A 13,083-nucleotide genomic window follows, 5' to 3' on the forward strand; every position below is an offset into this window, starting at 1 on the left:
ACGAATGGGGTCGCCTTTGTCACCGGATTTCGACCGCAACAATGGCAAGGATCAGATAAATTCGGGGACAACGGCGATCGGAAGAATGATCCGCGAACGCAGAAGACAGCTTTTTCAGCGGCCTCCCCTGCTGGCCCCGCTTCTTGCGCGTCGGCATTCAGGTACGGGTGCGGCCGCTTATTCGATGTAGATCATTTTGCGGGTCATGCCCCCGTCGACCGTCACATTCGTACCCGTGACGAAATCGTTGTCCGGATCGGTCAAGTAGAAGCAGGCCCGGACGACATCCTCCGGACGTCCTACCCTTCCCGCCGGATGCTGCCTGTGGTCGGCTTCGCTCAGCTTGGCCGTGCTGCCGGTCTCGATCCAGCCCGGGCTCACGGAATTGACCCGGATGGCTTCCCCGCCGAGCGACAACGCCAAGGCGTGCGTAAGCGACAGGATCCCTCCCTTGGAGGCGGCGTACGCTTCGGAGGAAGGCTCCGACATGAACGCGCGCGTCGAGGCCATATTGACGATGGAGCCTCCCCGGCCGTCCTCCTTCATCAGGAGGGCCGCAGCGCGGCTGCAGAGGAAGGTGCCGCGCAGGTTGCTGTTCAGCACCTCGTCCCATTCCTCCACCTTCAGCTCCCAGATGGACTTGAAGGCGCTGATGCCGGCATTGTTAATCAGAATGTCGACTCTTCCATACCTTTCCTTGATGCCTGCGAACAAAGCGGCGATGTCCTCAGGCTTGCCGAGATCGGCCGTCCATGCCGAGCAGCTTCCTCCGCTTGCCCGGATCAGAGACGCGGTTTCATCGGCGCCGGCCCGATTTCGGTCGACAAGCACGGCATCCGCGCCTTCCGCAGCGTATCCCAGCGCGACTGCACGTCCGATTCCGGAGCCGGCTCCGGTCACGACGACCGTCTTTCCTTTGAATCTCACCCTGCATCCTCCCCTTTCGGCGTTCCTGCCTGCCTATCATACTTTACCTTGGGGAGCCGCCGTCAAACCTGCAAAAAAGCCGGACCCGGCTTCCGCCCGGTCCGGCCCCCTTCGCGCTTGGCGCTTGCCCCGGTCAGCCTGTCGAAGGGCTGTTCGGCACATGGCCTTTCTGGTTCCTGTTCTCGTTCGTGGAAGCGGCAAGATTGTTCTCGGCTTCCTTGCTCCGCTCCGCGTATCCTTTCTGCTTGTCCTCGAACGAATGCTTTTTGTTGCGCGACATGGCTCATGCCTCCTTTCTCGCCTGGACCTGCACCCGCTCCGCTGGCAGGCGGCCCGACAGCGGCACGGCCTGCAGACAGCCGGACTGGCAGGCGGCCAGCCAGGCAGCGAAGCCTGCTTAGAATGCCCATGCCGGACGGAAGTCATGACGGCGTCGGCCCTTTTGTTTCCCTTTTGGCGCCAAACTCGTTAAAATATAGACCGTATTCATTATCGGCACAGAGAGGAAGCGTTCCATGATCATCAAACCAAGAACCCGCGGCTTCATCTGCACGACAGCCCATCCGGAAGGCTGCGCCAAACAGGTCCAGGAGCAGATCGACTACATACAAAGCCAGCCGAAGTGGGAAGGCCCCAAGCGCGTGCTCGTGCTCGGCGCTTCGACCGGATATGGCCTGTCTGCCCGCATCGCCGCCGCATTCGGAGCCGGCGCCGACACGATCGGCGTCTTCCGCCCGAGCGCCGCTACCGACAAGCGCACCGCGTCCGCCGGCTGGTACAACTCGGCCGCATTCGAGCGCAAGGCGGCCGAGGCTGGACTGAAGTCCATCAGCGTGACGGGAGACGCCTTCACCGACGAGACGAAGGACCGCGTCCTTGACGCCATCGCCAAGGAATTCGGCCAGGTGGATCTCGTCGTCTACAGCGTCGCGGCTCCCCGCCGTACCGATCCCGATACGGGAGAGACGTTCAACTCGGTGCTGAAGCCGATCGGCGCTCCTTACAGCAACAAAACCGTCAACTTCCATACCGGCGAAGTGACCGACGTAACGATCGAGCCGGCCGAAGGCGACGACATCGCCCAGACGGTAGCCGTCATGGGCGGAGCCGACTGGCAGCGCTGGATCGACCGGCTGCAGGCTGCCGGCCTGCTCGCCGAAGGCGCGGTGACAATCGCCTATTCCTATATCGGTTCGGAAATCACGCAGGCCATCTACCGCGACGGCACGATCGGGCAGGCCAAGGACGACCTGGAAGCGACGGCGCTGCGCCTCGGAGATCAGCTCTCCCCGATCGGCGGCCGCGCTTACGTATCGGTCAGCAAGGCGCTCGTGACGCAGTCGAGCTCGGCGATTCCCGTCGTTCCCCTCTACGTCTCGGCTCTCTACAAGATCATGAAGGAGAAGGGCCTGCACGAGAATACGATCCAGCAGTCCCACCGCCTCTTCGCCGACCGCCTCTACCATCCGGCCGGCACGCCGGTCGACGAGAAGGGCCGCATCCGCATCGACGACTGGGAGCTGCGAGCGGACGTGCAGGAGGAAGTGGATGCCGTCTGGAACCGCGTCGACACCGATTCCATCTACAGCCTGACGGATCTCGAAGGCTACCGCCGCGAATTTTTCCAGCTGTTCGGATTCGAGACGGAAGGCGTCGATTACGACCAGGATGTCGACCCCCAGGTCGAGATTCCGGGCGCCAAATAAGAACAAAAAAAACGCCTGCGAAGGCGTTTTTTTTTCATTTACGACTGAGAATGGGAATCCTCGTCTTCAAGAACGAAAACGCTGATCTCCCCAAACAGACGGCCCGACAGGTCATGGATATCTCCCGCCTGGCCCGCGATTCCCCGGATCGCCTCATGCTGCTCCGTGCTCAAGGCGCTCATCCGCTCCACTCCCGCTGCGGTCTGCCCGGCTATGGCGGCGACGCTGCGGACCGCTTCGGCCAGCTCCTCGTTGCTGCTGCGCGTGCGCTGCACCTGGCCGTGGACATGATGGATGCGGGTGCCGATGTCTTCCATGGAACGGCTGATGGATTCGAAGGCGTCGAGCGTGACCGCGACCTGTCCTTCCTGCTCGTCAAGTCCGCGCTTCGTCTCCAGCATGGACTCCCGGAAGCTCGCCATCCCTTCCTGGAGCCTTTCGATCAAGCCGCCGATATGGAAGGTCGACTGCTTCGTCTGGGACGCCAGCTGGCGGACCTCCTCCGCGATGACGGCGAAGCCTCTGCCGTGGACGCCGGCTTGGGCCGCTTCGATAGAGGCATTCAAGGCCAGAATTTGCGTCTGGGCCGATATCTGCGCGATCAGCCGCGTCACGCCGGTAATTTCCTCCGACTGGCGGCTCAGCGTATCCAGCTGCCTGTACATCCCCTCGATCGATTCGCCGGAGCGTCTCGCCGAACCGCCCAGCTCTCCCATCGCCGACAGCCCGTTGCCGATATTGGCGCCGGACTGCTTCCTTGCCGACATGACGGCGTCCATCGCCTCCAGCATCTCATCGAGCTCATGCTCGAGCCGCCCGATAAGCAGGGCGCTGTGCTCCGACAATCCGGACTGCTGCTGCGCACCGGCGGAAATCTCCCCGATGGAAACGAGAATGTCCTCGTTGGCCTTGGCCGTCACGCCGGCAGAGGAGCGGAACGACTCGGAGTAGTCCGTCATCGAGGCGGCCACTCCGCGCGTCTGGCCCAGCATGCTGCGGACCTTGGACACCATATCGTCGAAGTGCCGGCTAAGCTCGCCGAGCTCGTCCCGCCTGCGGGAATTGATCCGCACGCGCATATCCCCGGCCGCCAGCGCCGCGACCGCCTTCTGCAGCCGGTTGACCGAGGAGGCGAACGAGCGGATCAGGAAGAAGGCGACCAGAACCGTGAACAGGAGGACGATGCCGAGTCCGTACAGGGCGGCATCCGATGTTTGGCTGAGCAGCTCGAACGACCGCTCCTGGGCCGACCGCGCGTTCCGGTCTGCTGCCGCTCCCAGCCGCGAGGTGATGTCGAGCATGTTCTGGCTTTCCGCCGACGCTTTCGTATGGAGCTGATCGACTTTTTCGAGGACGGCGAGCGGATCCATGTCGGGATCGTCGAGAGCCTCCACCATGCCGGCAAAATCCTTCTCGTACTCGCCGACCTTGCTTTTCAGATTGGATAGATCCTCCGCAGCCGTTCCTCCTTCCGGAAACGACAGCTTGTCCAGCTCCTTGTGCAGGGCGGCGCTCATCGTCCCGAACGGCTTGGCCGTATCCGTGTCGCTCGTCTGCTTCAGCTGGCTCTCGGCCGCGTTCAGTTCCTGCAGGAACTGATTGATCTTGGCCGTCGTGATCCGCTTCTCCATCTCCGTCTTCAGCTGCGTCATGGAATTCCTGACGCCGCCCTGCATGCCGTCCTGATAAAGGACCGCCGCCAGGAAAAAGAGGGCAATAAAGAGGAAGCTTGCCGCCAGCTTCATTTTCATGGACCTTGCAACCGCGCTTATCTTCTTCATCTCGTCAGCCCCCGCATGATGCCAATTTATGCTAGTTCCGCATCTATCCTAGCAGAGGAAAGTTAACGAACATGAGGATTTTCATTAACTCCCTGTTAACGTTGGGACTTCCGGAGAAGGACTTCAGTCCTGCCTCGATCGGTTGTTTATGCTCGTTATTTTGTATTGACAACCTCCTTCCGCTCGTTTTATAGTGGGAAACGAACTAATACTGATAATCATTATCAATTAAAAAGGGGAGTTCATTTTGAAAAAGCTTCTAGTTCCTGCCCTGCTGGCCCTGGTCCTTGTCCTGAGCGCATGCGGCAGCACAACCTCGGAAAATGCAGGCAGCGCAAATACAGGCAGCGCCAACGCCGGAGCCGCTCAAAACACCGCCTCCGGAACGGAAACTGCGGCCGGGCCGGCAGCGACAGGAACGATTACATATCAATCGGAAAATGGTCCCGTCGAAGTGCCGGCCAATCCGCAGCGGGTCGTCGTCCTCGCCTCCTATACAGGCAACGTGATTGCGCTCGGGGTCAACCTGGTCGGCGTGGACAGCTGGTCCAAAGACAATCCCCGCTTCCAGGATAAGCTAGCAGGCGCTCAGGAAGTCAGCGCGGACAGCCTGGAGAAGATCGTGGAGCTGAACCCCGATCTCATCATCGCGGCGTCGACGGACAAGAACATCGACAAGCTCAAGGAAATCGCTCCTACCGTCACGTTCACCTACAACAAGGTCGACTACCTGACCCAGCATCTGGAGATCGGCAAGCTGCTGAACAAGGAAAAAGAAGCCCAGGCCTGGATCGACGACTTCAAAGCGCGCTCCAAGGCTGCCGGCGAGGAGATCCGGGCGAAGATCGGAGAGGACGCGACCGTCTCGGTCACCGAGAACTTCGACAAGCAGATCTACGTATTCGGAGACGCATGGGGACGCGGAACGGAGATCCTCTACCAGGAAATGAAGCTGAAGATGCCGCAAAAGGTCATCGACAACGCGCTCAAGGAAGGCTATTACGCCTTGTCGATCGAGGTGCTCCCGGAATTCGCCGGCGATTATATGATCGTCAGCAAAAACCCGGACACCGACAACTCCTACCAGGAATCCGCAACGTACAAAAACATTCCGGCCGTCAAAAACAACCGGGTGTTCGAAGCCAACGCCAAAGAATTCTACTTCAACGACCCGGTTTCGCTCGAATACCAGCTTGAATTCTTCAAGCAGCATTTCCTCGGAAACGAATGAAAGCCGGAAGGAACTCTATCTGGAGTTCCTTTCCTCTATTTCGGGTAAAGGAATGATCATCGATGTCCAGTCCAATCCGCCGCAGGCTTCCCTTCGGGTATAAGCTTGCCGCCTCCCTGCTTGTCCTTGCCGCCGCCTTCCTCGCTTCGATGCTGCTCGGAGCGGCCGACATCGGCTTCCGCGAAGTTTGGCTGGCCATGACCTCCAGCGAAACGAGCAAAAACATCCTGCTCATCCGCGAATTCCGCCTGCCCCGCGAGTTGGCCGCGCTTGCCGTAGGAGCCGCGCTCGCCGTATCCGGCGCCGTCATGCAGGGAATGACCCGCAATCCGCTCGCGGATCCGGGCCTGCTGGGACTGACGGCCGGAGCCAACGCGATGCTGGCCATCACGATCGCCTTGTTCCCTCAGGCCGGCTACTTCGGCATCATGCTGAGCTGCTTCGCCGGAGCCTCCTTCGGCGCGCTCGTCGTCTTCGGAATCGGGGCCGTGCAGAAGGGCGGCTTCTCGCCTCTGCGCATCGTGCTTGCGGGAGCGGCCGTATCGGCTCTTCTCTACGCGGTCGCCGAGGCGGTCGGCCTTTATTTCAAAATATCGCAGCAAGTATCCCTGTGGAACTCCGGCGGCGTCATCGGCACGACCTGGAAGCAGCTCGGCTCGATTACGCCTTTCATCGCCGCCGGCATCGTGCTGGCGCTGCTGTTCTCCAGACATCTGACGATCATGAGCCTGAATGAGGACGTGGCGACCGGGCTCGGCCAGAACATCGCCCGGATCAAAATGCTGCTGTACGTCGTCGTCATCATCCTGGCCGGCGCGTCGGTCGCCCTGGTGGGCAACCTGGCGTTCCTCGGGCTGCTCGTGCCGCATATCGCGAGAAAGATCGTCGGACCCGACTACCGGTTCGTCATCCCGATATCGGCTGCAGGAGGAGGAGCGCTCATGCTGGTCGCCGATACGCTCGGCCGTACGATCAACGCTCCGTACGAAACATCGATTACGGCCATCGTGGCCATGATCGGCCTGCCGTTCTTCCTCTGGATCGTGAAGAAAGGAGGGCGTGCATTCCAATGATCGCCCCTTCGATTATTCGCAGGCAGCGCATCATCGTCGCTGTCCTGATCGCGCTCGCCGCAGCCGTCATGTTCATCAGCGCCGGATGGGGCTACTCCAGCCTCGGCTACAAGCGCCTGCTCCCGGTGCTGTTCGGCCACGGAACCGTCAAGGAAGATCTGATCCTCTCGATCCGGCTCCCGAGAATCTTCATTACGTTCCTGGCCGGCATGGGCCTCGCCCTCTCCGGCGCCATCCTGCAGCGGGTGACCCGCAACGATTTGGCGGATCCCGGCATTATCGGCATCAATACCGGCGCCGGCCTCGGCGTCGCGCTCTTCTTCCTGTTCGCCCCCATCGAGCCCGGCTCGTTCGTGTACTTGATCACGTTCGTCTCCTTCGCCAGCGCGATGGCCACGGCTCTGCTCATCTACCTGTTCTCCTACCGAAGAGGAGAAGGCCTCCAGCCTGTCCGGCTCGTGCTGGTCGGGGTCGGATTTTCCCTGTCCCTCTCCGGCATCATGGTCGTCATCATCTCTTCGGCCACGCGCGAGAAGGTGGACTTCATCGCCAAATGGCTCGCGGGCAGCATCTGGGGAACCGACTGGATCTTCATCTGGGCTCTCCTGCCTTGGCTCGTCATCCTGATTCCGTTCACTCTCTACAAGGCCAACCAGCTCAATCTGCTGGAGCTGAGCGAGACGGTAGCCGTCGGCATCGGCCTGCCCGTGAACCGGGAGCGGGTCAAGCTGCTCATCGCCGCCGTCGCCTTGGCGGCCTCCTCGGTCGCTGTCACCGGCGGCATTTCCTTCATCGGGCTGATGGCGCCGCATATCGCCAAGACGCTTGTCGGGCCGCGCAACCAGCTGTCGCTGCCGATCGCCATCCTTACCGGCGGCGTGCTGCTGATGGCGGCCGACATGATCGGCCGCAACATGGCCGATCCGGCCGGCATCCCGGCCGGAACCGTGGCCGCGTTCATCGGAGCCCCTTACTTCATCTATCTTCTGCTCAAAAAAGCCTGATTCATGAAAAACGGGACGGTCCGAATGGACCGTCCCGACCGCGAAGCCGCCCGGATGCATCCGGGCGGCTTTAGTTGTTGTCTCCTGCATATGGCTTCATCAGGGCATCCCACTGATCCGCCGGCTGGAGGACGGTATCTCCGTGGCAAACTTCCAGCTTGGCCGGACGCAGCTCCTTGAGGATGGCGCTGCTGCGCATCGCCTCGTCCGGATCCGGCGTGAACCTGGCTTGGAGAACTTTGCCCTTCCGCGAGTTGAACAAGTCCCCCGCCAGCAGGACATCATCGCCTTCATGATAATAAACGACATGGCCGGGCGAGTGGCCGGGCGTGAAATACGGCTTCAACTCTCCGATTGTCGCCAGTGCTCCCGATGCCTCTTCGGGCAGCGCTGTCAGCGTGCCTTCAGGGACGCCGGCCGAAACCTTGTCTTTTTTCGGATAAGGCGTCCGCCCCTCGGCATAAGGAATTTCCCGGCTATGAGCGTATACGGGAACTTGCTTCGCTTCGAGAAGCTTCTTGAGCGAGCCGACATGGTCGGCATGGCCATGCGTCAGCAGAATCCGCTGCAGCGGACCCGCCTGAAGCCCGTCCAGCAGGCGGGTGATGTTCTTCGCCATCCACGGCACGCCCGCATCAACCAAGGTCACGCCGTCCTTGCCGACGACCGCCCACACATGGACCGGGATGATCATCCAGGCTTTCAAGCTCCAGATATGCTCCGACACTTGCTTGACATTCATGTCGCGGATCTCTCCTTTATCGGTTCGTACAGCTTGCAATAGACCCATGCCGCATTCAGCAGCAGCAAGACGCCGGTGAGGAAAAAGACGTACCGGATGCCCAGCCACGCCGCAATCTGTCCTCCCAAAACCGATCCGGCAAACACGCCCAAATATCCGGCCGACATGGAAAAGCCGAACATCCTGCCGGTCAAGGACGGAGGCGTGATTTTCTTCAACAGCACGTTCACGGACGGCGTCAGTCCCGCCGCGGTCAGGCCGAGCAAAAACCTGAGCCCCATAAGCTCCCAGGGATTGGCAACGAACGCCTGCGGAATGAAGAGGACGCCGGCGGCAATCAAAGCGGCCAGAATGATCTTATGCGCCCCGATCCGATCGGACAGCCTGCCGAGTCTCGGAGCAGCGACAATCGTCGCCACGCCTGATGCCGAGAAGGTGATTCCGGCCATCAGGGCAATGTGCCCGCTGCCTCGGGCCAGCTCCGTCATGTAGACGGCAAGGATCGGCTCGGCGGAGTAAAGCGCCACGGTGAGGATGAAGAAGGTCACGAACAAGGTGAGCGTCAGGCCCTTCTCGGGGATCGAGCTCCATATCCCGCCCATCTCCGGCCTCCGTTTCTCTTCCCGGACAAAGGATTCCTTGACGAAAAAAGCGGTGGTGAGAAAAGCGACCAGCATCAGCGCGCCGGTAATGAAAAAGACGTATCGCAGCCCGAACGACTGCGCCATGAAACCGCCGATCATCGGGCCGAGAAGGCCTCCGGACACATTGGCGGTGGAGAGCGTTCCGAGCGCCCAGCCCGCATGCTCCCGATCCGTCTGCGCCGCGATCATCGCGGTACAGGCCGTGCTGTAGCCGGTTATGACTCCCTGCAGCAGCCGCAGTCCGATCAGGACCGGCACATTCGCCGCGAAGCCCATGCAGAAGATGACGACAGCCATGCCGAGGCTGGCCCGCAGCAGCATCGGCTTGCGCCCGACCTTGTCGGCTGCCGCGCCCCAGATCGGCGAGAAGACAGCGGATAGAATGAAGGTAACTCCGAAGGCCCATCCGGACAGCCGCGCGATCGAGGCCGAGCTGTGCACGCCCATATGCTGAATGTAGAGCGGCATGATCGGCGCGATCTGGCTCATCCCCACGCCGGTGACGAACATGCCGAACCAGCAGAAGATCATATTTCGTTTCCATAACGGCATGACCAAGACTTCCTTTCCGTCCGCCTCGCCCGGCAGAGGCTGAACCGATTCATGAATTTGCGAGAACGGATCGGATTCGCCCCTATCGGTCGCTCCCGCATAGACCGAAAACCCCTTGTTGCGCATGCTGATTTCCGGAGCTCCGCTGCGGAAGGCGAGCTTTACGAAAATAACCGGAATCCCATGGCTGCGGGCCGCCGCTATTGCCAGCTGAAAAGGCTCCGGCACTTACGTCTGGCCGGCGAAGCGGGACACGATGCCGTTCTGCATGTCCATGACCGGAAGCGCGGCGTTTGAGGATGGCTGCTGCATGTTTACTGCACCTCTTTCGTTGGTTATGATGGAAGGGTGCCTATAAACGGAGAGCTCTCCTCTTCATGTTAAGCGGAGACATCTCCGCTTGTCAATGAAGCCTTCTCTATCTGGATTGAGGATGGGATCGAAAATGAAGGATGATAAAATACCAGCCCCTCGAATGGAAAGACGGGACGCCGCCGAGAACCGGCTGCGGATATTGGATGCCGCCCAGCGGCTGTTCGACGGGCACGGAGTCGAGAATGTCAGCATGAACCAGATCGCCATCGAAGCCGGAATCGGGCCCGGAACGCTGTACCGCCGCTACCGCAACAAGAGCGAGCTGTGTCTCGATCTCATCAAGGATACGGTGGTGCTCTTGTTCGAAGAAATGGAGGCTTTCCTCGAGCTTCATGCTTCCGCTCCTCCAAGGGAGCGGCTTCAAGGGGTTCTCGCTCTCTTTTTGAGGTTCAGGGAAAAGAAGGTCCAGCTTCTCGCCGGTGTGGAAAATCCCGCTTCCTCCGGAAGAGGCTTTCAAGCCAGAGCGGCGAGTCCTCTCTACGAGGAGCTCCATGGGCTGCTGGTCAGGCTGCTTGATGAAATGGCGGCCGCAGGGCAGCATCAGCCCGACAGCATCTTCACCGCCGATCTGCTGCTGACCGCACTGAGCAGCGATTTCTATCTGTTCCAAAAGAAGACAAGGGGCATGTCGTCGGAAACGTTCCTGGAACAGCTGTTCCTTTCGTTTCTAGGATTGAATGCAGGGTGAAGCGAGCTGGCGAAGAATAAGACTTCCTTCTAAAATAGGATATACGAAATCAGTATAGAAAACCTGGAAAGGAATCCTTGACCTTGTCATCCGCTTCCGCATCATCGCCGCAGCCCGTCAACGATCGTCTGATCATGACGGTATGGACCTGCGGCCTCTTTATCGTCATCATGAACACCACCATGTTCAATGTCTCCATGCCGAGCATCATCCGGGATCTCCATATTACGGCGGATCTCGCTTCCTGGATCATCTCCGGCTACTCGATCGGATATGCCCTCTCGACCGTGATCTACAGCCGGCTCTCGGATTCCGTGCCGCTCCGGCGGCTGCTCGTCATCGGCCTGACCGTGCTCGGCATCGCCTCGATGACCGGATTGTTCGCCCGCAGCTTCGCGATCCTGCTCGCCGCGAGGCTGCTGCAATCGGCCGGCGCGGGCGTCATGGCCGGCCTCGGCCTGATCATCGCCGGACGTTATGTGCCGGCTAACCGCAGAGGCAGCGCCATTGCGATGATTTCGGCAGGCAGCGCGATGGCCTTCGGGATGGGTCCCATCGTCGGCGGCCTGATTACGGAATACTGGGGCTGGAACGGCTTGTTCGGCTTCACCTGCCTCGTGCTGCTCGTCATGCCCTTCCTGCTCCGGCTGCTGCCGAAGGACGCCCCGCCCTCCAGCGGCTTCGACGCGGCCGGAGCGGCTCTCACCGTCATCAACGCGCTGTCGCTGCTGCTCGCAATTACGAGGCTCTCGCCGTGGTGGCTTGCCGTCAGCCTGCTCTCGCTGATCGTCCATGTATGGCATATCCGCCGCAGCCGGTCCCCCTTCCTCAATTCCGGACTGCTGAAAAACCGGAGCTACCGCAAGCTGCTGGCCGTCGGCTGGTGCGTGCTCGTCATGAACCTCGGCAATCTGTTCCTGATGCCGCTCGCCCTGGCCGATCTGTACGGGCGCTCTCCGCTGGCGATCGGCCTCACGATCGCTCCGGGAGCGGTCCTGTCCGCGATTCTCACGCCGTTCGTCGGCCGCTGGATCGACCGCTTCGGCAACCGGCTGTTCCTGCTCATCGGGCATGGCGTGCTGGCCGGGGTGCTGCTTGCCCAGATGCTCGGCGTGTCCCGTTCCGCCGCCTTCATCCTGTGCGGCTATCTGCTATTCTCGCCGGCCATATCGGCCTCGACCGCATCGCTGAACAACGAGACGTCGCAGCTGCTGCCGAGAGAATCCCTCGGCTCGGGGATGGGCTTCATGCAGCTGATGCAGTTTTTCGGAGGCTCGGTCTCCACCGCCGTATGCGGCCTGCTGCTGCATCATTATTCCGCTCTGCCCGCTGCCGACAGCTATTCCAAGGTTTATGCCGTCCTGCTGGGAGTCAGCCTGATTTCGTCGGCCGTGCTGGCCTGGTACTGCCTTGCGTCCAGGCAGACTCGCGGCGGCGAAGGCACAGCCGGAGCCGTATGACGAATTCGATGGACAAGAAACAAGCCCGGGAGCAATCCCGGGCTTGTTCAGCATGCCGATGAAGGCGCATCGTAAAACCGGGCTTCGAACTGGCGTGCTCCACGCTTGCGCGGCTGGGGTGTATTTCATTAACTTGACCAATAGTCATTTATCCGCATACAATGGAACCATTCGTTCCGCTCGATTGCAACGAACCGATTTTTTTTAAAAAAAGATGCTGTATGTAGAGCGACATTTAAACCGTGTACTTTGGGTCATAAATCAATACAGTCCACTTTCGGCCGAATATACGTTGTCTGGAGCTGGTTCCGATCAACCGAGAAGAGAAGAAAAAAGCGACCCGAGACGCCATCGTCCGCTGCGCGCTGGAGCTGTTCGCCCGGCATGGATACGCGGAGACGACAGTCAACCAGATTACCGATCATGCCGGCGTAGCCAAAGGAACCTTTTTCAATTATTTTGAAAGCAAGGAAGAGGTGCTCTGCGACATTCAGCTGACGTTCGCTGCCGAGGAGCTGTCGAAGCTGGCGGAGCATCCCGGTCCGATCATTCCGCTCGTCCGCGAGTTCCTGATGGATATGTGCCGCAAGCTTCCGCCGGACCGTCCGCTCATACTCGCATTGAACCAATCGACGCTGACCAACCGGAAGCTGCTGGAGCTGGAAAAAACCAAAAACGAGCCCTTCAAGGAGATGCTCGCCGGGATTATCGCCTCCGCCCAGCTCAGAGGAGAGATCAACGCTTCCATCCCTGCCCGGATGATCGCGGATCTGGCCGTACAGACGTATGACGGCGTTCTGCTTTACTGGGGCAAGGGACTGGGAGACGATCGGCTGTCCAACCAGATGGCGATCAGCTTCGAGCTGTTTTTCAAAGGCATCGCGCCTTGAACGTGAATTC

12 protein-coding genes and 1 pseudogene are annotated in these 13,083 nt (G+C 60.3%); 8 read left to right on the top strand and 5 right to left on the bottom strand.

Annotated elements, in window-relative coordinates:
• Nucleotides 1-177: 177 nt before the first annotated feature.
• Complete coding sequence (locus tag BN871_RS17620; protein WP_048748155.1) at nucleotides 178-927, bottom strand: SDR family NAD(P)-dependent oxidoreductase; 750 nt, start codon at nucleotides 925-927, stop codon at nucleotides 178-180.
• Between the two features lie 133 nt (nucleotides 928-1,060).
• Nucleotides 1,061-1,207: a hypothetical protein gene (locus BN871_RS28515; RefSeq protein ID WP_164762954.1), complete on the bottom strand. Its 147-nt coding sequence runs from the start codon at nucleotides 1,205-1,207 to the stop codon at nucleotides 1,061-1,063.
• Nucleotides 1,208-1,442: 235 nt separating this feature from the next.
• On the opposite strand from BN871_RS28515, the gene fabV reads away from it, so the two are divergent.
• Nucleotides 1,443-2,633, top strand: a complete 1,191-nt coding sequence (gene fabV, locus BN871_RS17625; protein ID WP_048748156.1) for an enoyl-ACP reductase FabV — start codon at nucleotides 1,443-1,445, stop codon at nucleotides 2,631-2,633.
• Between the two features lie 38 nt (nucleotides 2,634-2,671).
• On the opposite strand, the gene BN871_RS17630 is transcribed toward fabV, so the two are convergent.
• Nucleotides 2,672-4,414: a methyl-accepting chemotaxis protein gene (locus tag BN871_RS17630; protein WP_048748157.1), complete on the bottom strand. Its 1,743-nt coding sequence runs from the start codon at nucleotides 4,412-4,414 to the stop codon at nucleotides 2,672-2,674.
• Between the two features lie 247 nt (nucleotides 4,415-4,661).
• On the opposite strand from BN871_RS17630, the gene BN871_RS17635 reads away from it, so the two are divergent.
• The 3 genes from BN871_RS17635 to BN871_RS17645 all read left to right on the top strand — a co-directional run bounded on the left by BN871_RS17635 (nucleotide 4,662) and on the right by BN871_RS17645 (nucleotide 7,722).
• Nucleotides 4,662-5,645, top strand: coding sequence for an iron-hydroxamate ABC transporter substrate-binding protein (locus BN871_RS17635; RefSeq protein ID WP_048748158.1), 984 nt, complete (start codon nucleotides 4,662-4,664; stop codon nucleotides 5,643-5,645).
• A 62-nt stretch (nucleotides 5,646-5,707) separates the two neighbouring features.
• Entirely contained in the window at nucleotides 5,708-6,718 is a 1,011-nt protein-coding gene (locus tag BN871_RS17640) for an iron ABC transporter permease (protein WP_048748159.1), read from the top strand.
• The gene (locus BN871_RS17645; protein WP_048748160.1) at nucleotides 6,715-7,722 is read left to right on the top strand and encodes an iron ABC transporter permease; all 1,008 of its coding nucleotides are present in this window, start codon (nucleotides 6,715-6,717) and stop codon (nucleotides 7,720-7,722) included. The genes BN871_RS17640 and BN871_RS17645 overlap by 4 nt, the downstream gene beginning before the upstream one ends.
• A 70-nt stretch (nucleotides 7,723-7,792) precedes the next feature.
• Here BN871_RS17645 and BN871_RS17650 read toward each other — a convergent pair whose 3' ends face one another.
• Together BN871_RS17650 and BN871_RS17655 are read right to left on the bottom strand one after the other, a co-directional pair.
• The gene (locus BN871_RS17650) at nucleotides 7,793-8,464 is read right to left on the bottom strand and encodes an MBL fold metallo-hydrolase (protein ID WP_021881187.1); all 672 of its coding nucleotides are present in this window, start codon (nucleotides 8,462-8,464) and stop codon (nucleotides 7,793-7,795) included.
• A complete protein-coding gene (locus BN871_RS17655) occupies nucleotides 8,461-9,888 on the bottom strand; it encodes an MFS transporter (RefSeq protein ID WP_021881186.1) in 1,428 nt (475 codons plus the stop codon). The genes BN871_RS17650 and BN871_RS17655 overlap by 4 nt, the downstream gene beginning before the upstream one ends.
• Before the next feature lie 217 nt (nucleotides 9,889-10,105).
• Here BN871_RS17655 and BN871_RS17660 point away from each other — a divergent pair, with 217 nt between their 5' ends.
• From BN871_RS17660 to BN871_RS17670, 4 genes and pseudogenes are all read left to right on the top strand, one after another.
• A complete protein-coding gene (locus BN871_RS17660) occupies nucleotides 10,106-10,723 on the top strand; it encodes a TetR/AcrR family transcriptional regulator (protein WP_048748161.1) in 618 nt (205 codons plus the stop codon).
• Between the two features lie 83 nt (nucleotides 10,724-10,806).
• Nucleotides 10,807-12,183, top strand: coding sequence for an MFS transporter (locus BN871_RS17665; RefSeq protein ID WP_232313155.1), 1,377 nt, complete (start codon nucleotides 10,807-10,809; stop codon nucleotides 12,181-12,183).
• Between the two features lie 350 nt (nucleotides 12,184-12,533).
• Nucleotides 12,534-12,653: pseudogene (locus BN871_RS30300) on the top strand (TetR/AcrR family transcriptional regulator); the annotation flags it as partial.
• Nucleotides 12,654-12,659: 6 nt separating this feature from the next.
• Nucleotides 12,660-13,073: a hypothetical protein gene (locus tag BN871_RS17670; RefSeq protein WP_048748162.1), complete on the top strand. Its 414-nt coding sequence runs from the start codon at nucleotides 12,660-12,662 to the stop codon at nucleotides 13,071-13,073.
• The last annotated feature ends 10 nt before the right edge of the window (nucleotides 13,074-13,083 follow it).

The sequence above is a fragment of the Paenibacillus sp. P22 genome (assembly GCF_000469945.2).
Taxonomy (GTDB): Bacteria; Bacillota; Bacilli; order Paenibacillales; family Paenibacillaceae; genus Paenibacillus_O; species Paenibacillus_O humicus.